Genomic DNA, 19,265 nt, shown 5'->3' on the forward strand with positions numbered 1-19,265 from the left:
GAACTGCCCGTTCGCACTGAGCCAGATTGAGTCCAACGTTCGACGAGATCGGTGCTGCCAAAGCTGCGCAAGTGGCACGAAGTCCCACCAGGCCCGCCACTGGTGCATGTGAGCGAGTGGCCACCGCCACATGCCGACCAAGGGACTGCTGCACGGATAGGTGACAGTTACAGTGTCATGCCCCGGCTGCAGCATTGTTGATGATGGCTTCGTATTCAATCGGCGTCAACCGACCAAGGCGGGCCTGGCGGCGGCGGCGCTGGTAGGTCCGTTCAATCCACGTCACGATCGCGATCCGCAGTTGTTCCCGGTGTCCCAACGACGACGGTCGAGCACATTGCGTTGCAGCAGAGCGAAGAAGCTCTCCATCGCCGCATTGTCACCACAGGCCCCGACCTTGCCCATCGAGCCGACCAAACCATGCATATTCAAGGCGTGCAAAAACTTTCGCGACCGGAACTGCGATCCTCGGTCGCTGTGGACGATGCAGCCGGCGACGTCGCCGCGGCGGGCAACAGCACTGCCCAGTGCTACCACCGCCAGTCGGGACTTCATGCGCGAATCAATGCTGTAACCGACGATTCGCCCTGAGTAAACGTCTTTGATCGCGCACAGATAGAGCTTGCCTTCCGCGGTGTGATGTTCGGTGATATCGGTGAGCCACAACTGGTTTGGAGCATCGGCAGTGAAGTCGCGTTGGACCAGATCGTCGTGAACTGGCGGACGGGATCGACGGCCATTGCGGCCTCGCTTCTTACCGAAAACCGACCACCAACGGTTGTCGCGGCAGATCCGCCAGGCGGTCCGCTCGCACATTGATACCTCGACCAGGGCGGCTTCGCCAACGAGGAACCGATAGCCGAACTCCGGGTCCTCGCGATCGGCATCGAACAGTGCATTCGCCCGATACGCCCAGGTCAACTCGGCAGCGGTGACTGGATCGGCCAGCCACCGGTAGTAGGGCTGGAGGGAGAGCCTGAGGACCCGGCACGACACCGCCACGGGAACCCCGTCGGCAGCGAGCTCTTTCACGAGCGGGTAGAGCCTTTTCCCGGCAGGTTCGCCTGCGACAGATAGGCCGCGGCCCGGCGTAGGACTTCGTTCTCCTGCTCGAGCAACGGGATCCGCTTGTTGGCCTCGCGCAATTCGGCAGACTCGGTCGAGGTCACACCCGGTCGATGACCCTCGTCGATGTCGGCGCGTCGCATCCATTTGGTCAAGGTCATCGGATGCACACCGAAATCCTTGGCAACCTGCTCGATTGTCACTCCATCGCCGCGATCACGGGCCACCCGTACAACGTCGTCACGGAACTCTTGAGGGTAGGGCTTGGGCACAGCTACACCCTTCCCGACCGCCCGCAGGCAAGCCACATCAGATGTCACCTATTGGCGCAGCAGTCCCCAACACGCAACGTCTCAATAGCAACCGGGTACGTGATGTGCGAATCTTGTAGGACAACCTCGCAGGACGACAAGGGAGCACGATGAAAGCCCAAGCTACCGAGATGACCTTCGACGAAATCTGCGAGCTCATAAAGTCAGATGTCAAGGATGAGAAGATCATCCAGGCCGTCGACCTCATGGCTGGCTCACTGCTGTTGATGGCGCCACTCGCAGTCGGGCCCGCAGCACTCAGCCTGATAGGCGCCAAGAACGAGGCTACCAAGGCCGGGCAAGCGATCCTTCGCTACCTCAAAAAAACTAAGCGTGACGACGAGCTAACGCGTCACGAAGTTCTGTCTACCGCTTACTGCCTGTCCTGCTATACCGCGTTCTTCGAGGCACTCGATCGCGCGGCGCCAGAAATAAAAAAGAGCCTAGGACTGACCGCTAAAAACCGCCTAGACCTAGCCGTTAGCTCCATCCAGGCAGTCGTGTCCACTGAACCGGAACCCGAGGAAGCACCGCTGGCCCCCTTAGGCTCATACAAACTACACTTTCCGCATCCGAACGATTCGCTGGAGACGAGTACCACCCAGCTTGACAAGTTATATACGTATATGACTCGTGGAATCACTAGGCTCATAAAAGGTCTTTCCACGTGGGAAAATTTGGATGAAGCCGGTCGTGACCAACTCCGAGCTCAACTGCAGCTATTACCAGAGTTATCCAAAGAAATGTATAAGGGCCAGTATATCGCTCTCTGCGCAAAGTTCGAGGAATTCAATATCTGGGCCAACCTGCAAGAACACTCTATGACTCGACAACAAATCAATAAGTCAGAGCGTGATATCGCAGCGGTTACGTCGCTACTCGAAATACAGCGTTCAAGTTTATATTCGATAGACATTGGGCTAGAAAATTTGCAAGCGGCAATAGAGACCGCACTCGCGGCACGAAATTCCACGAACTCGACCGGCCTACTCAACGACCTTGGCACAATCTATCGCGACGCTATCGAGCAACGAGTAATTGAAGATACCTTTGACAAGGGTACGGGGACAGCTCTCGTATATCCCAAAAAGTCTCAGATATACATCCCGCAGAGCTTTCGCTCCATTCGATACTCGGGCGATACTGCGGCACTTGAAAACGAATGGCACTGGTCACAGAGAGATGTGCAGGAGGACATTGGTCGCTACATTCTAACGCATCTTACAAGTCCATACTCCACCGAGACGCCATTAATTCTTCTGGGACATCCAGGCTCCGGTAAGTCGTTGTTAACAGAGATGCTAGCAGCTCGGCTCGCAAGCGAAGAATTCAATCCTGTTCGGGTCATACTGCGAGATATAAATCCAGATTCGGATTTGCAAGACCAAATCGAACAACAGATTCGAGCCACGACCGGACGCAACGTTGAATGGACGGACCTTACAAGCTCGTACACACGGCCGCCATTAGTGATCCTCGACGGCTACGACGAGCTACTACAAGCAACTGGACGAGTTTTTAGCACGTACCTAATGAAAGCAGCAAGTTTCCAGCATCGAGAAAAGACGCTTGGTCGACCAGTTCGGATCATCATCACTAGTCGAGTGACCCTAATCGACAAAGCCGAAATACCTGTCGGCTCTGTCGTTTTGCGGCTAGAGGAGTTTGATGAGCCTCGAAGATCCGCTTGGACAAAGGTATGGAATCAAGTCAATTCCCCATACTTTGAAACTAACAATATTAAACCATTCTCAATTCCTCGAACCAGTGAAGTGCAAGAACTAGCAGGCCAGCCCCTACTTCTATTGATGCTCGCACTTTACGATAGCGATAACAATAAATTAGAATCAGGAGAAAACCTCAGACAGTCAGTTCTCTACTACAGCCTACTTGTCCGATTCATTCGCAGGGAGCACGGAAAGGGAGATGATGGACAGAAGTTCTTGGCACTCACCGATGATGAACGCGAAAAGGTTATCGAAGGGGATCTGCGACGACTCGGCGTAGCGGCGATTGGAATGTTGAACAGACGGACCGTACAGCTATCGAAGGCCGAGCTCGAAGAGGATCTAACATTTTTCAACGCCACCCAGGAAGCGGATGAAGGCCTCCGCGGCGTCCAGTTAAAGCAATCCGAATTACTTCTCGGGAGCTTTTTCTTTGTTCATGAATCTCGATCTCGAGTCCACGATAATGCAGACACATCTGACTTAAGCAATTCCGCATTCGAATTCCTTCACAATACATTCGGTGAGTTTCTTGCCGCAAAGTGGATCTTCGATGTAATCTCCCGGGAGACTACAATGATAACACTACTTGAAGCCAACCCTGCGCTTGGACAAATTGTTCAGGATCGGACCTTCGGCAAAGAGGGACTGCCCACAGAATGGTTCACAACGCTCGCCACTACCCCACATTTCAATCGGCCAGTCGTCCTAGAGATGCTACGCGAATGGACCGAGTATCAGATTCAATCGGGTCTCGAAATTGGCACTTTTCTAAAATCTCTTGATACTCTAATCTACAGCCAACTAAAACGTATTCTGACCAACAGTGAATTGCCAGACATGTTGTCCGGCAGGCTGCCCACACCATATGGAAGCTCTTCGATAATTGGAAATATGGCAGTCTATTCGATTAACCTTGTTGTCACGCGTTGTGTCATGGCGGGAAGATTTGAAGTCGACTTCGAACGAATTCGAACTGAGTGGCATCCTCAGCCGTGGAACTCTCTTATCGAATTGTGGAAGAGCGGCCTCGGATTTGATGAGCTGCATGGTGTGTCAGCAATACTATCATCAGAGGAATCTTCTGATGGTTCACTGGTCATAGATGCACGGAAATTCTTCGCAATAAATCTCGCCTTCGATCAAATCGATACTGCATACCAGATCGCTTCCGCTGTAGGGGATGGACTACTCACCGCGGTGGCTGGCTGGGCTTTGCAAGATGCAAGCATTCTCAGCCCCCCACCTCTTGGGGCACTCGCCAATCTGCCCGCAATCGAGGGATCACTCCTCGAGTCGGAAATAAAGTCGCGGCTGCTCCTTCGCCAACGTGCTGCGAACGGTGTAGCAGCAACTCGGCAAAGCGACTTCGATGCACCGGCCATGTATCCAACAAGTAGTTGGTTCGCAGTCATCGCGAAGGACGGGCGTTCCGTTGAGACACGCCAATCAGGAGAGAACCGGCTCTTTCTTCGCCCCGACCAGTTACTGCGATCAGGGCCAGAAACAAGTCTGGAGAATTGGCGTGCCGTAGAGAGATTGGACGGACCAGAAGACGACTCCAATGCAGAATCACAACGGCTTCGCCTACTGTCCGAGCAAGCGCTCGCTGCGGCCGATATGATTGCGGATCATCGCGACCGGGAAAATGGCCCTTCGCTAAACCGCTTGTCCAAACTGCGTTCGGAATATCATGCAAGGCTAGCTGAGACTGCTGCCATACACCAAGACACGCTGGCACTCGAAATACAATACGAGCTACTAACCCTTGGTAAACTCGATGACACAACCGCACGGGAGTTACTTGGTGCATCTGCGGAATACTGGGCGATCGCCAGCAGGCCCCGTTTCACGATTCTCTCACTTATCGAAAAATCAAGTAGCTACAATGAGTACGGTTGGATAAGGACAATAATCGAGCAACTCGCGACAGGCGCTCGAGAAATACTTGCCACAGCCCTAGGTCCAATCAATACCTTAACTATTTTGCGCTATGGCTCCGCGGCGTGGCCGCGCGTCCGGTCTTCCGTAATCAAAGGGCTAACAGGAATCGTGGACTGGATTATCACTAATTCAGCGCCCAACGAATACCGCACTCTGGTAGAAGAGTATCTGAAACTAGTCGAGAGTTCCTCTTCCCGCTGGCGTGACGCCATTGGACTGAACCATACCGACGCTACCGCGATTCTTTCGTTAGCAGACGGCATGGAGGACCTATCTGCCTCAGCTGAAAACAGACTCGGCGTACTGAGGTCAAAAGAATGGGTCACTAATTCGGCTGAACCCAAACGAAAGCAGCGCTCATTGGCTCGGCGTTGATCTAAAGTCCTGCGAACATCTTTGGCCACATTCACCGTCTTTCAGGCCGGCGCGCTGCAACGGCGCGGTGCTCGCTGGCGGATCACGGCATCGGCCAGGGTCTAAGCCACGGACTCGCTGCGCTCGCGTTGGCACACGGCATCGCACAGAAGGACCCCCGACACCAACCAGCACCTTCTACCACGATTTCAATGGACAAGATGAAGGTCGCTCTCACCAAGGACTCCCCCAGCCAAATGGCGAAGATCGAGCTACGAAAGTCCCAGGGTGACACCAACTGGGTGCCGACCGTCGGACTGGAATGGGACGGCCGCGGCGCAACCTACGACGACAACGGCAATGTCACGAAATGTGGCCCGGCGACCTTGACGTGTATTTCTTCTGCCGGAACGAAATCACCAACGACTACGTGGTCATCAGCGGCGACAAAGGTCATCAGTGAAACCTGAAAAAATGGCCAACATGCACCATTACGGCGACAGCAAAGATCCCGGGCAAGGGCAACAATTCTGCCACGGAACAGGTTCGGGTAAACCCGAACGAGAACGGCGATCTGCTCGTCAACATCTACCAGAGCGTCGACAACGGCGGCGGCGCCATCGACAAGTTCGGACGACCCCGGGTGGCTATCCGTTATGGACGCGCCGGCGAAGGTGGTCTGCCGGATGCTGATACCGACGTGATCCTGGCCTACGTCGGCAACAGCAAGAACTCGTTCTGGGCGGCCGTTGCCCACATCGACGTCCAGGACGGTGTTCTGACCGTCGACGGTGAAACCCGCTACAGCCGGATCGGAAGCGAGAAGATGCCCGGACTCAACTCGAAGAGCAAGTGGGGGGTGCGCTCACCCGCGGACAGACCCAAAGGCCGCAGAAAGAAGGCCAACAAGGGCCTCGGCGTCAACGAGTACAGCGGGAAGCGCCCCACGTGGAGGCGGCACCCGTCACTGCTGCGGCTTCGAGAACACCGCCACCAAGAAGTCGGAGTTGTCGGTGAACGGCCGCAGGTCCCAGGTCGACATCAACAGGTCGACCACCAGACCGCTCGCCTCGGCGTCGGCAAAGAAGTCGGAGAACTCGTAGTCGCGCCCGGCACCGAACCCGATGACCACCCGGCCATTTGGGGCCAGATGCCGCACGAACGCACGGAGGACATCGCGCCGGGTCGACGGCGCAACAAAGGTGACCACGTTGCCCGCACACAGGATGACGTCGAAGTCCGCCGGTATCCCCTGGCTCGGCAGATCGAGTTCGGCAAGATCGCCGACAATCCAGGTCGGACCCGGATAGTCCGCTTCGGCCTCGGCGATCAGCACCGGGTCGACATCGACCCCCACCACCTGATGTCCGGTCGCATACAGGTGCCCACCGAGACGGCCCGGTCCACATCCTGCATCGAGGATCCGCCCGCCGCGGACGAGCATCGCATCAATCAACCGCGCCTCGCCGACGATGTCCTGACCTTTCGCGGCCATCGCCCGGAACCGCTCGGCGTACCGAGTCGAATGTGTGGGATCAGCCGCGGTGATCTCTTCCCACTTGGTCGGCACACGATCACGTGGCACGTCGTCGCTCACTTTACGTAACTCCCTGGGATCAGACCGGTGCTCGAACAACGCCGGCCCGAGTAGGACGACGTTGCCACTCCCCTACAAGCCTAGTGCCATGAGGGCCCGATCAGCCGCTTCCGCACGTCCCCGGGGCAGGTCGTTCAACTCCCCACGTAGGCCGCGAGGTGTTCACCGGTCAGCGTCGACCGATCGGCGACGAGGTCGGCCGGTGACCCTTCGAAGACGATTTGTCCGCCGTCATGACCAGCCCCGGGACCGAGGTCGATGATCCAGTCGGCGTGCGCCATCACCGCTTGGTGGTGCTCGATGACGATGACGGACTTGCCGGAGTCGACGAGCCGGTCGAGCAGACCGAGCAGGTTCTCGACGTCGGCAAGATGCAGGCCGGTGGTCGGCTCGTCGAGCACGTAGACCCCGCCCTTGCCTGCCATCTGGGTCGCCAGCTTGAGTCGCTGCCGTTCACCGCCCGACAGGGTCGGCAGCGGTTGTCCGAGTTTGATGTACCCGAGTCCGACGTCGGCCAGCCGTTCCAGGATCTTGTGCGCGGCCGGTAGTTTCGCGTCTCCCTCGGCGAAGAACGTCTCTGCCTCGGCAACGGACATCTCCAGCACCTGGCTGATGTCGCGGCCCCCGAGGAGGTAGTCGAGTACCGCGGCCTGAAAACGCTTGCCCTCGCACTCTTCACAGGGTGTGGCCACACCGGCCATCATCGCGAGGTCCGAGTAGATGACGCCGGCGCCCTTGCACGTGGGACAGGCGCCCTCGGAGTTGGCGCTGAACAATGCCGGCTTCACATTGTTGGCCTTGGCGAATGCCTTGCGGATGGGCTCCAGCAGTCCGGTGTAGGTGGCCGGGTTGCTGCGCCGCGAGCCGCGGATCTCCGACTGGTCGACGGTGACCACGCCATCGCTGCCGGCCACCGAACCGTGGATCAGTGAACTCTTGCCCGACCCGGCCACGCCGGTGACCACAACCAACACGCCGAGTGGGATGTCGACGTCCACATCACGCAGGTTGTGCGTGGACGCGCCCCGCACCGGCAAGACGCCGGAACCGGAGCGCACCTCCGTCTTGAGCGAGGCCCGGTCGTCGAGGTGATGGCCGGTGATCGTGTCACTGGCCCGCAGACCCTCCACGGTGCCCTCGTACATCACCTGGCCGCCCTCGCTACCTGCGCGCGGACCAAGATCGATCACGTGGTCACCGATCGCGATGGTCTCCGGCTTGTGCTCGACGACCAGCACCGTGTTCCCCTTGTCCCGCAGTCGCAGCAGCAGGGTGTTCATCCGCGCGATGTCGTGGGGATGTAGTCCGATGGACGGTTCGTCGAAGACATAGGTGGTGTCGGTCAGCGACGATCCGAGATGACGGATCATCTTGGTGCGCTGGGCTTCACCACCCGACAGCGTGCCGGACGGCCGGTCCAGCGAGAGATAGCCCAGGCCGATCTCGACGAACGAGTCGAGGGTCCGCTGCAGGTTGGCGAGCAGCGGTGCGACGGACGGTTCTTTGAGTCCGCGCACCCAGTCGGCAAGGTCGCTGATCTGCATCGCGCAGGCATCAGCAATGTTGACCTCGTTGATCTTCGACGAGCGCGCGCCGTCGTTGAGACGGGTGCCGTCGCAGTCGGGGCAGGTGGTGAACGTGACCGCGCGCTCCACAAACGCCCGGATGTGCGGCTGCATCGCGTCAACGTCCTTGGACAGGAACGACTTCTGGATCTGCGGAACCAGACCGGCGTAGGTCAGGTTTATCCCGTCGACCTTGATCTTGGTCGGCTCGCGGTAGAGCAGGTCGTTCAACTGCTTCTTGGTGAACTTGTTGATCGGCTTGTCGGGATCGAAATATCCACAGCCTCGATAGATGCGGCCGTACCAGCCGTCCATGCTGTAACCCGGGATGGTGATGGCACTTTCGTTGAGCGACTTGGTTTCGTCGTACAACGCGGTCAGGTCGATGTCGGACACGGATCCGCGACCCTCGCATCGTGGGCACATACCGCCGGTGATCGAAAAACTCCGCCGCTCCTTGGTCTCTCGTCCACCCTTTTCGATGGTGACCGCGCCGGCACCGGAGATCGAGGCGACGTTGAACGAAAACGCCTGGGGTGAGCCGATATGCGGCCGGCCGATCCGGCTGAAGAGGATGCGTAACATCGCGTTGGCGTCGGTGGCCGTGCCGACCGTGGACCGCGGATCGGCCCCCATCCGTTGCTGATCGACGATGATCGCGGTGGTCAGGCCGTCGAGAACGTCGACCTCGGGCCGCGCCAGGGTGGGCATGAACCCCTGCACGAACGCGCTGTAGGTCTCGTTGATCATCCGCTGCGACTCGGCGGCGATGGTGCCGAACACGAGTGAGCTCTTACCGGAACCGGACACGCCGGTGAAGACCGTCAACCGGCGCTTCGGGATCTCGACGCTGATGTCTTTCAGATTGTTGACGCGCGCGCCCTGCACCCGGATCATGTCGTGGCTGTCGGCCACGTGAACCTGCCGCGACTGGGACTGCTTACTGGTGGCCATGTTTGGTCAAGTCTCCATATCTGCGGACAAGCGTCGTTTCTCAGACTACGGCCATGTTGCCTGACCGCTGCTCGGTCGAACAGGCATAGCCATCTGAAAACCTCCTGGCAGAACAACCTCGGTGCCCCGAGCAAATGAGTGCATGGATCACCGACGAGGACGGGGTCATCGCACTTCTTGGATGCGCACCATGTTGCCCGACGGATCCCGCAACGCGCAGTCACGAACACCCCACGGTTGTTCAGTCGGTTCCTGGACGATCTCGGTGCCACTGGCTTGCACCTTGTCGAAGGTGGCATCAAGGTCGTTGGTCGCCAGCATCACGCTGGCGTAGGTGCCTTTGGCCATCATCTCTTCGATGGTGCGCCGCTCCTCGTCGGTGATTCCGGGGTCGGCTCCGGGCGGAGACAGAACGATGTTCACCCCGGGTTGGCCGACCGGGCCGATCGTGAGCCAACGCATGTCGTTGTAGCCAACATCGTTGCGAAGCTCGAAACCGAGGGTGTCGCGGTAGAACGCCAGCGCGGCGTCAGCGTCGTTATGCGGAAGGAAACTTGAATGAATGGTGATGTCCATGGGAATCACGTTAGGACGACGCAGCCACCGATGCTTCTCGATTCCTGATCGGTCGGGTCACCTGTTTTTCCACGCATGACGGCATCCCGGTGGGTGCCGCCGTCGACGCCTCCCGCCGGTAGACGCTCGGCGGCATTCCGACCAACTCGGTGAACCGCGTGCTGAACGTGCCCAGCGAGGAGCACCCCACCTCGAAACAGACCTCGGTGACGCTCAGGTCACCGCGCCGCAGCAACGCCATCGCACGCTCGATGCGCCTCGTCATCAGATAGGAATACGGGGACTCACCGTAGGCCCGCTTGAACTCGCGGCTCAGATGACCGGCCGACACGTTCACGCCCCGAGCGAGCGCTTCGACGTTCAGCGGCTGCGCGTGTTCGCGGTCGATGCGGTCACGCACACGGCGCAGCAGCGCGAGGTCGGTCAGCTTCTGCGAATGAGTGGGCGCGCTGGTCACGCAACCAATCGTGCCACGCGCTCACTTCCCGGTCGAGACCAAAACCCCCTACTCGTGCGGGGGTTCGCCGGTGACGACGTGATCCGCATGGTTCATACCCTCGGCGACCAGACGCGCCAGATGGCCGTCGCGGATCCGGTAGATGACCCGCCGGCCTTCTTTCCGGGTGTCGACCAACCCGGTCAATCGCAGCTTTGCCAGATGCTGACTGACCGCCGTCCGCGATGCCGCCGAGGACTGGATGAGCGCTGAGACGTCGGCCTCGCCGTGGCTGAGTAGCCACAGGATATGCAGCCGGGTGGGATCCGAGAGCATCCTAAAGGTGTTTGTCGCGGCGTCCAGATGTGCTTGGTCAGGCGCGACCGGGTGCGCCAGGCTCGACGGCACGTCCTGCACCGTTGGTGACTTCCTTGCCATCGCAGTCATCGCTCTTTCACTTCGCGCCGGTCCTGACGTGGTGCCTGTCCCCTACCGGGTGATGCCCCGGATGTACCGGACGCGCCGGCCAGATCCGCGCCGCCCCAATGGTGGCAAGTGTAGCCAGCAGGGCCAGCACGATCGCGGCGGTCGACTGGCTCACCTGCGATCCAACCCAGCCCGCGATCAGATAGGTCAGCAGAAAACACGCGTGGGACAACGAGAACTGGGCTGCGAACACCTGCGCCCAGTTCTGCTGCGTCGACCCATCCCGGACCAATCGCGCCGAGGGAGTGTTGACCAGGGAGGTCCCGGTACCCAACATCACCCACACCGCGGCGAGCACCGCCCATCCCACCGCGGGAGGCGGCGACGACAACAGCATCACCCCGATCGCCGTCAGTCCGAACGGCAGAATCGCTGCACCCCAGAGCATCACCCGGCGCACCGAAAACATGGTCAGCAGAGTAGGTACACAGATCGCCGCTGTCATGGACCCGGCGCCGAAGCAGGCCAACGCCACGGCCACACCCGCACCGGAGCCGCCAAGCACGTCGTGCACATAGACGACCGTGTTCACCAGAACGATCGCCGATGCGCAGGCAACCACCATATTGAGCGCAAGCAGCGAACGTAAGGCACTGTGTGCCAGCATGATCCGAGCACCGCCGGCCATCCGGCGCATCAACGGTCCTGACGGATCCGCCGAAAGCACAGCCGGGAGCACCGTGGCGGAAACCAATAGTCCAGACAGCACGAACCCGAGTGCAGTGCCGACAAACAGCGAGTCATAGGTGATCACCGTCAACAACCCCGCCGCGATCACCGGACTCGCCAACGACTCCAGGTCGTAGGCCAACCGCGACAACGACAACGCCCGCGTGTAGTCGTCTTCCTTGGGCAGCACCAACGGAATCATCGATTGGAACGCCGGGGTGAACGTCGCCGACGCCGCCTGCAACACAAAGATCAGCCCGTAGATCTGCCAGACCTGATCCACGAACGGCAGAGTCACCGCGATCAACGCGCGCACACCATCGGCGGAAACCAGCAACGCTTTGCGGGGAACGCTCACGGCCACCGCCGACATCACCGGCGCCACAATGACATACGCAACCATTTTGATCGCCAACGCGGTTCCCAACACCGCGCCCGCAGCGCTCCCGGCGATGTCATATGCAAGCAGACCGAGCGCGACCGTCAGCAGGCCGGTACCCACCAAAGCGACGAGCTGTGCGGCAAAGAGTTTGCGGAAGGTCCGCACACCCAAGACTTCGAGCACGGTCTCCCACCTCAACTGGGTCCGTCGGACGTAATAAGTGCGTACTTGCGCAACTATACCGCCCATGGCGGGGGCGTCAACGCACTGATCTGGGCGCGGGCAATGTCTGCCCGATCGGGCAATGTGAGAGCGTCGAACTGGGGCATACTCATCAGCTGAAGCACGTCGCCCCCGATCGGCGAAACACCAACGAATACAGCCGGCAGATTGCCACACGACCCGGACAGCCGAAAACTGCAAGGGACATCTGATGTCGCGACTTCGGGTTGGCGTGATGGACAACATCACAGCCTCGAGATCACGAGCCGAATTGGCTGCGCGAGCAAGCTACCTCGGGGCAGCAGTAAGTCGTGCCGACTCATTCTGGGTCCCAGACCACCTGAACGGTTTGTTTCCTCGATCGCTATGGGACGCGGAGTACGTCGGCGCCACCAAGCTCGTCCCCCGGTCGGACGCTTGCCTCGAACCATGGACCATGCTCGGATACCTGGCAGCACGCAACCGGATTGGCCGCCTGGACTTGGGTGTTGGCGTGACCGACTCCGGACGTCGCAATCCCGCTGTCACCGCCCAAGCTGCCGCCACGTTGCATCTGTTGAGCCGGGGCCGCGCGATACTCGGCGTCGGGACAGGCGAACGCGTGGGTAATGAGCCATACGGCGTCGATTGGTCGACGCCGGTCGCACGGTTCGAGGAGGCCCTCGCAACCATTCGGGCGCTCTGGGACTCCAAAGGCGAACTGGTCAACAGGGACTCACCCTTCTTCCCGCTGCGCGACGCGTTGTTCGATCTACCGCCCTATCGCGGGAGATGGCCGCAGCTGTGGATTGCCGCACACGGTCCGCGAATGCTGCGAACTGTCGGGCGCTTCGGCGACGCCTGGTTCCCGGGACTGCTGACTCGACCCCACGACTATGCCGAGCGCCTCGATGTCGTTCGCTCCGCGGCTTCCGATGCCGGTCGCGACCCGATGACCATTACGCCCGCATTGTGGATCACCGTCGTCACCGGTCGAAGTCGAGAGTCCGTCGATGCCGCCTTGGACGCGCCGGCAATGAAAGCCCTCGCGCTGTGCGTGCCGAGTGACAGCTTCGCGCGCCACGGTGCGCAGCATCCTCTCGGCGCCGATTTCACCGGTATACAGGATCACCTACCGTTCAAACTGGACAAGCAGACAGCACTGTCCCACGCAGCAGAAGTCCCTTCATCGGTTATGCGGGAAGTATGTCTGAACGGCACACCGAATGAGGTTGTCGACCAAGTCGCACAGTTGCGTGACTCCGGATTGCGTTACATCGTCCTGCTCAACATCAGCTTCACGCAACCGAGTCTGGGGAGATCGATGGAGTCGAACGTGCCCTTCCTCAAGATCGTGCGCACCCTGAAGAAGCTCTGACAAACACAAAAGCAGGTCGGTTGCCCGGTCCCTGCCTCTTTCAACATATAGCGCAACCCGGGGCTTGCCGCAAGGCCCCGGTGGTGCTGCAGAATGTCCCGTCGTAGCCAGAACACGCCGTGCTCGAGAACTTCGCGAGACGTGAAAAATGGCTCTTCCGAAGGGAATTCCATGATTGATGTGATCGTTGCCGGTGCGGGTCCGACCGGACTGATGCTCGCGGCCGAACTCCGATTGAGCGGCGTACACACCGTCGTCCTCGAGAAGGACACCGCGCCGACGGACATCGTCCGCGCACTAGGTCTACACGCCCGAAGCATCGAGATTCTGGATCAGCGCGGTGTGTTGGAACAGTTCCTCGAGGCCGGCCAGAAGTATCCGGTCGGCGGATTTTTCGCCGGTATCGCCAAGCCGCCACCAAAACACCTCGATACCGCACACGGCTACGTGCTCGGGATACCGCAGCCCGTGACCGATCGTCTGTTGGCCGAGCGGGCCGTCGGCCTCGGGGCCGAGCTCCGGCGCGGTCGTGAGCTGGTCGCCTTGGATCAAGACGACCACGGCGTGAGCGTCGAACTGGCCGACGGAACCACACTGCGAGCGCGTTACCTCGTCGGCTGCGACGGTGGTCGGAGCACTGTTCGCAAACTCCTCGGCGTGGCATTTCCGGGCGAGGACTCCCGTGTCGACACGCTGTTGGGTGAGGTAGAGCTGACTGCCGATCCGGAGACGCTCGGTGCGGTGATGACCGAAGTCCGCAAGACCCAGCTGCGGTTCGGTGTCGGACCGATGGGCGACGGTCTGTACCGGGTTGTCGTCCCTGCCGCTTCAGTAGCCGAAAATCGCACCACTGCACCGACTCTGGACGAACTCAGGCAGCAACTACGGGAAACCGCGGGCACCGACTTCGGTGTGCACTCGCCACGTTGGCTATCCAGATTCGGCGACGCCACCCGGCAGGCCGACCGCTACCGGGTCGGTCGTGTTCTGCTGGCGGGCGACGCGGCGCACATCCATCCGCCGGTCGGCGGTCAGGGACTCAACCTCGGAATCCAGGACGCCTTCAATCTCGGCTGGAAATTGTCCGCCGAGATCAACGGCTGGGCTCCAGGGTGCCTGCTGGACACCTACGAATCCGAGCGACATCCGGTGGGCGCCGCCGTGTTGAGGAACACCCGGGCCCAGATGGCGCTGATGGCAACCGATCCCGGCGCGATCGCGCTGAGGGAACTGTTCTCGTCGCTGATGGACTTCGACGATGCCAACACGTTCATCACCGAGATCATCACGGCCATCGGGATCCACTACGACTTCGGTGAGGGCCATGAACTCCTCGGTCGGCGTCTGCGGGACCTGGAGCTGAAAACCGGTCGTCTGTACGGGCTGATGCACGACGGCCGCGGGCTGCTGCTCGACCAAACCGGTCGATTGTCGGCATCGGGTTGGGACGACCGGGTCCAGCATGTCGTCGACACAAGCAGAGAGTTTGACCTGCCCGCGGTGTTGTTGCGCCCCGACGGTCATGTCGTCTGGGTCGGAGACGCCCAGGAAGAACTCCTCGCCCACCTGCCCCGATGGTTTGGCGCCGCCGTCTGATTCGGCCTCGATGATTCGAAGCGTCGACTTACGATCTTCACGATCATCGTCGCCATCGTGATCAGCACCCATCCGATACCGTCATCTGCTCCGAACGGTCAGTGCACCAAGTTTTTGCCGAACTGACGCCCGGACACGGAGAACGAGACATGCAGTCGCTGAAGCACCAGACCATCACGCCGACCATCGACGAACTCGTCCGCGACCGGCACCGTGAGATCACCGCCCTGGCGAACGAGGCACTGAGCACTCACGTGTTCGACCACTCGACGTTCCTCCGGGGCCTCAGTGGAGAAGTCGCGCCGCTGACCACCGCGATCACCGATACGCTGGCCCGCGGAAAACGGATCCGCGCACAGTTCTGTATGTGGGGTGCGTACGGCGCCACCGGCGGAGACCAGGTCACCGGGATGCCGGAGATGGCCGCGGCGATCGAATTGTTCCATCTCGCAGCGTTGATCCACGACGACCTGATGGACAACAGCGACACCCGTCGTGGACTCCCGACCATGCACCGGCAGTTCACCGACGAACACGCCCGGCAGCATCGTCTCGGTGACAGCGACAATCACGGTTCTGCCGTCGCGATCCTCGTCGGTGACATGTGCCTGTCGTGGTCCGATGATCTGGCCGTGATGGCCGCCGATTCCCTCGACTTCCAGTCGCGTCGGACCGTCCGGGCCATGTGGTCGCAGATGCGTGATGAGGCCTACGCCGGCCAGTACCTGGACATGCTCAGTCAGACCGAGCCGACCATTTCGCGGTCCCGCACCGACCTCATCCTGCGGTTGAAGAGCGCGAAGTACACGATCAGCCATCCGCTCCGACTCGGCGGCTCCCTCGGCGGGGCAGACGAGATGCTCCTGCGTCTCTACGACCAGATCGGACTGACAGCCGGCAAAGCGTTCCAGCTGCGGGACGACCTGCTGGGTGTCTTCGGCGATCCCCTGATCACCGGCAAACCGGCGATCGACGACATCCGCGAGGGCAAACGCACGCTTCTGATGGCCGTGGCCGAGTCGCGGGGCAACTGGTCACAAAAGGAGCTGCTCCGGACCTGCCTGGGCAACCCGGACGTCGATGAAGACGATCTCGAAGCCATCCGGTCCGTGCTCGTCGCAACCGGCGCCGACAGCGAAATCGAGGCACGGATCAGCGAGCTGACCGACAAAGCCATGAACATCGTCGGGTCGCTGCCGGTCGATGACCTGACCCGGACAGCGTTGACCGGCTTGGTCGAGCGGTGTGTGTGGCGCCAGTCTTGATGATCGAGGCGATACGGTCGTCGGAACGACCTCACACTCGACCACAGCCCGGGGGAAGCTTGTTCCAGAAGACGTTCGATGCGACGCGGTGACATTGCGCAGCTAGTGGTGGCGATCGGCACCGGATCGGCAGTGGCATCGCTCGCGTTGACGGTCGACAACGCGATCCGCGTCCGCAGACCAGTACCCACCGACGTTCCGGATGCCGAGCCCCTGACCGTCCTCATCCCGATGAGAGACGAAGCGGCGGTGGCAGAGCGTTGCGTGCGCGGCGTCCTGGCCGCAGCCGACCGATGGCCCGGGACGGTGCGCGTCCTCGTGCTCGACGACGGATCCACCGATGGCACCGACGCCGTACTCGCAGCGATTGCTCAGCGCGATGCCCGTCTCGAGATCATCGATGGGGCGCCGCTCCCGCCGGGTTGGCTGGGTAAACCATGGGCCTGCCACCAGCTCTCCGAATCGGCCTTCTCTGGTTTGGTCGGTTCCGACCCTGCCCAGTCCGGTGGCGTTCTTGTGTTTGTGGACGCCGACGTCGAGGTCGAACCGTGTGCGTTCACCTCGTCCGCGGCGATGCTGCGGCGAACCGGCCTCGACCTGCTGAGCCCCTATCCCCGGCAGATCGCCGTCGGGATCGGTGAGCGTCTGGTGCAACCGCTGCTGCAGTGGTCGTGGCTGAGCACACTGCCGCTCGGTATCGCCGAACGATCGCCGCGGCCGTCCCTGTCGGCTGCGAACGGCCAACTGATCGTCGTCGACGCGGAGACCTACCGTCGGGCGGGCGGGCACGCTGCCGTCTGCAACGAGATACTCGAAGACATCGCGCTCCTGCGCGCGGTCAAACGGGCCGGCGGTCACGGGGTCGCCGCGGACGGCAGTCGGATCGCTGCCTGCCGGATGTATGAGGGATGGCACGCCGTACGCGCAGGTTATGGCAAGTCGTTGTGGAACGCATTCGGCTCGGCGCCGGGGTCGCTTGCTGTCATGGCGTTGCTCGCGCTCATGTACGTCGTCCCATTCCTGGGCGCACTGACCGGATCACGCACCGGCGCAGTCGGTTACGTCGCCGGAGTCGCCTCCCGGGTGATCGCCGCCCGGTCCACCGGTGCACGAGCCTGGCCGGACGCACTGGCCCATCCGGCATCGATAGTCGCGTTTGCCGCCCTCACCGTCGATTCCGCCGTCGCCCGTCGGCGCGGGCGTTTGCAATGGAAAGGTAGATCGATCGAGGTGAACGCATGAGCCAGGTCATCGTGGTCGGCGCGGGAGTCGGCGGTTTGGCTGCGGCCCTGCGGCTGCAGGCCGGCGGACACGACGTCACGGTGCTCGAGCAATCCTCGGATATCGGGGGCAAGCTCGGGGTCATCGAACACGACGGTTTTCGTTTCGACACCGGCCCCTCACTCGTGACGATGCCGCAGGTGCTCGAAGAGTTGTTCACCTCCACCGGCGCATCGGTTCACGATGTGCTGTCCCTGCAACGGCTTTCGACGGCCGCCCGCTACCGGTTCCCGGATGGCACCGAGCTCGACATGCCGGGCTCACTCGACGAGATCCCGGCCGCCATGGATGCGAAGCTGGGTCCCGGTCGCGGCGCGCAGTGGTCGGCGTTGCTCGCGCGGGCAGAATCGGTCTGGGACGTCACGCACGAGCCATTCCTGGAGTCTCCGTTGGAGATCCGCCGCTTGATGGGAGGGTTCCGGGCATGGTCGGACCTCGCGACCATCGCCCCGTGGCACTCGTTGCGCGGACTCGGTCGCCGCTATGTACGCGACCCCCGTCTTGTTCAACTACTCGACCGGTACGCCACCTACACCGGATCGGATCCCCGGCGGGCGCCCGCTGCTCTCGTGTCGGTTCCGTGGTCGGAACAGGCGTGGGGCTCGTGGTATACCGCCGGCGGACTGGGCGTGATCGCCACGGCGATCCGCGATCGGTTCCTCGCACTCGGCGGGACCATCGAATGCGATACCGAGGTCACCCGTCTCACCACGGATTCGCATGGACATATCGACGGAGCGCAGCTCGCGGACGGGACCTTCCGGGACGCGGACCTGGTGGTCGCGAATGCCGATGCCACGCAGGTGTACGAACGCCTCGTCTCGTCGCGGACCACCCGCCGGGTGGCAGCCCGACTGCGCAGCGCCACTCCGTCGTTGTCCGGGTTCGCAATCCTGCTCGCGCTGGACAATCCACCTCAGGTGCAGCACCACACTGTGCTGTTCGCCGAGGACTACGACGCGGAGTTCGACGCCGTCTTCGGATTCGACGGGCCACCGCGGCCGGTGGAACGTCCGACGGTGTACATCTCGGCACCCGACGACCCGGCCATCGTTCCCGGTCCCGGAACGGGAGCGTGGTTTGTGCTGGTGAACGCCGCGCGCCATGATCCACCGAACGGAATGGACTGGGACGCACCGGGGGTCGTCGAGGCACACGCCGACCACGTGATGCAGGTGATGGCCGACCGCGGCCTCGATGTGCGCTCGCACGTCCGCCACCGGATCGTGGTGTCGCCCGCCGAGCTCGAGCGGCGCACGCTGACTCCGGGCGGTTCGATCTACGGGTCGTCGTCGAACGGCGCACGCGCGGCGTTCCTTCGGCCGCCGAACACCTCACCGGTGCCCGGCCTCTATCTGGTCGGCGGCTCGGCTCATCCCGGAGGCGGACTTCCGCTGGTCATGATGTCGGCGCGAATCGTCTCAGACCTGATCGGCCCGGCGGATCAGCCATCCCGCCGGTGAATCCAGATGTCCTCG

Annotated in this window: 13 protein-coding genes and 1 pseudogene; 6 read left to right on the plus strand and 8 right to left on the minus strand. The window is 61.3% G+C overall.

Annotated elements, in window-relative coordinates; genetic code table 11:
* Nucleotides 1–175 precede the first annotated feature (175 nt).
* Nucleotides 176–1,337 (minus strand): annotated as a pseudogene (locus tag AC51GT_RS08370) (IS3 family transposase).
* A gap of 170 nt (nucleotides 1,338–1,507) precedes the next feature.
* Between AC51GT_RS08370 and AC51GT_RS08375 the strand changes: the two are divergent.
* Nucleotides 1,508–5,422: an NACHT domain-containing protein gene (locus AC51GT_RS08375; protein ID WP_496328436.1), complete on the plus strand. Its 3,915-nt coding sequence runs from the start codon at nucleotides 1,508–1,510 to the stop codon at nucleotides 5,420–5,422.
* Nucleotides 5,423–5,744: 322 nt separating this feature from the next.
* Here the strand turns inward: AC51GT_RS08375 and AC51GT_RS08380 are convergent, their stop codons facing one another.
* The 7 genes from AC51GT_RS08380 to AC51GT_RS08410 all read right to left on the minus strand — a co-directional run bounded on the left by AC51GT_RS08380 (nucleotide 5,745) and on the right by AC51GT_RS08410 (nucleotide 12,249).
* Entirely contained in the window at nucleotides 5,745–6,158 is a 414-nt protein-coding gene (locus tag AC51GT_RS08380) for a hypothetical protein (RefSeq protein WP_496328437.1), read from the minus strand.
* 207 nt (nucleotides 6,159–6,365) lie between these two features.
* The gene (locus AC51GT_RS08385; RefSeq protein WP_496325811.1) at nucleotides 6,366–6,998 is read right to left on the minus strand and encodes a class I SAM-dependent methyltransferase; all 633 of its coding nucleotides are present in this window, start codon (nucleotides 6,996–6,998) and stop codon (nucleotides 6,366–6,368) included.
* Nucleotides 6,999–7,132: 134 nt separating this feature from the next.
* Nucleotides 7,133–9,517: an ATP-binding cassette domain-containing protein gene (locus AC51GT_RS08390; RefSeq protein ID WP_496328438.1), complete on the minus strand. Its 2,385-nt coding sequence runs from the start codon at nucleotides 9,515–9,517 to the stop codon at nucleotides 7,133–7,135.
* 165 nt (nucleotides 9,518–9,682) lie between these two features.
* Nucleotides 9,683–10,093 (minus strand): VOC family protein, encoded by a 411-nt coding sequence (locus tag AC51GT_RS08395; protein WP_496325813.1) that lies wholly within the window; start codon nucleotides 10,091–10,093, stop codon nucleotides 9,683–9,685.
* A gap of 10 nt (nucleotides 10,094–10,103) precedes the next feature.
* Nucleotides 10,104–10,550: a helix-turn-helix transcriptional regulator gene (locus AC51GT_RS08400; RefSeq protein WP_496325814.1), complete on the minus strand. Its 447-nt coding sequence runs from the start codon at nucleotides 10,548–10,550 to the stop codon at nucleotides 10,104–10,106.
* Between the two features lie 48 nt (nucleotides 10,551–10,598).
* A complete protein-coding gene (locus tag AC51GT_RS08405) occupies nucleotides 10,599–10,976 on the minus strand; it encodes an ArsR/SmtB family transcription factor (RefSeq protein WP_496328439.1) in 378 nt (125 codons plus the stop codon).
* 7 nt (nucleotides 10,977–10,983) lie between these two features.
* Complete coding sequence (locus AC51GT_RS08410) at nucleotides 10,984–12,249, minus strand: MFS transporter (RefSeq protein WP_496328440.1); 1,266 nt, start codon at nucleotides 12,247–12,249, stop codon at nucleotides 10,984–10,986.
* Nucleotides 12,250–12,499: 250 nt separating this feature from the next.
* Here AC51GT_RS08410 and AC51GT_RS08415 point away from each other — a divergent pair, with 250 nt between their 5' ends.
* From AC51GT_RS08415 to AC51GT_RS08435, 5 genes are all read left to right on the plus strand, one after another.
* The gene (locus AC51GT_RS08415; protein ID WP_496328441.1) at nucleotides 12,500–13,645 is read left to right on the plus strand and encodes an LLM class flavin-dependent oxidoreductase; all 1,146 of its coding nucleotides are present in this window, start codon (nucleotides 12,500–12,502) and stop codon (nucleotides 13,643–13,645) included.
* 171 nt (nucleotides 13,646–13,816) lie between these two features.
* The gene (gene rox / locus AC51GT_RS08420; protein ID WP_496328442.1) at nucleotides 13,817–15,241 is read left to right on the plus strand and encodes a rifampin monooxygenase; all 1,425 of its coding nucleotides are present in this window, start codon (nucleotides 13,817–13,819) and stop codon (nucleotides 15,239–15,241) included.
* A gap of 149 nt (nucleotides 15,242–15,390) precedes the next feature.
* Nucleotides 15,391–16,506: a polyprenyl synthetase family protein gene (locus AC51GT_RS08425; RefSeq protein ID WP_496328443.1), complete on the plus strand. Its 1,116-nt coding sequence runs from the start codon at nucleotides 15,391–15,393 to the stop codon at nucleotides 16,504–16,506.
* 78 nt (nucleotides 16,507–16,584) lie between these two features.
* On the plus strand, nucleotides 16,585–17,748 hold the full coding sequence (locus AC51GT_RS08430) for a glycosyltransferase family 2 protein (RefSeq protein ID WP_496328444.1): 1,164 nt from the start codon (nucleotides 16,585–16,587) through the stop codon (nucleotides 17,746–17,748).
* Nucleotides 17,745–19,250 (plus strand): phytoene desaturase family protein, encoded by a 1,506-nt coding sequence (locus AC51GT_RS08435; protein WP_496328445.1) that lies wholly within the window; start codon nucleotides 17,745–17,747, stop codon nucleotides 19,248–19,250. Before AC51GT_RS08430 ends, AC51GT_RS08435 begins: the two co-directional genes overlap by 4 nt.
* The last annotated feature ends 15 nt before the right edge of the window (nucleotides 19,251–19,265 follow it).

The sequence above is a fragment of the Williamsia sp. z34 genome, assembly GCF_059553395.1.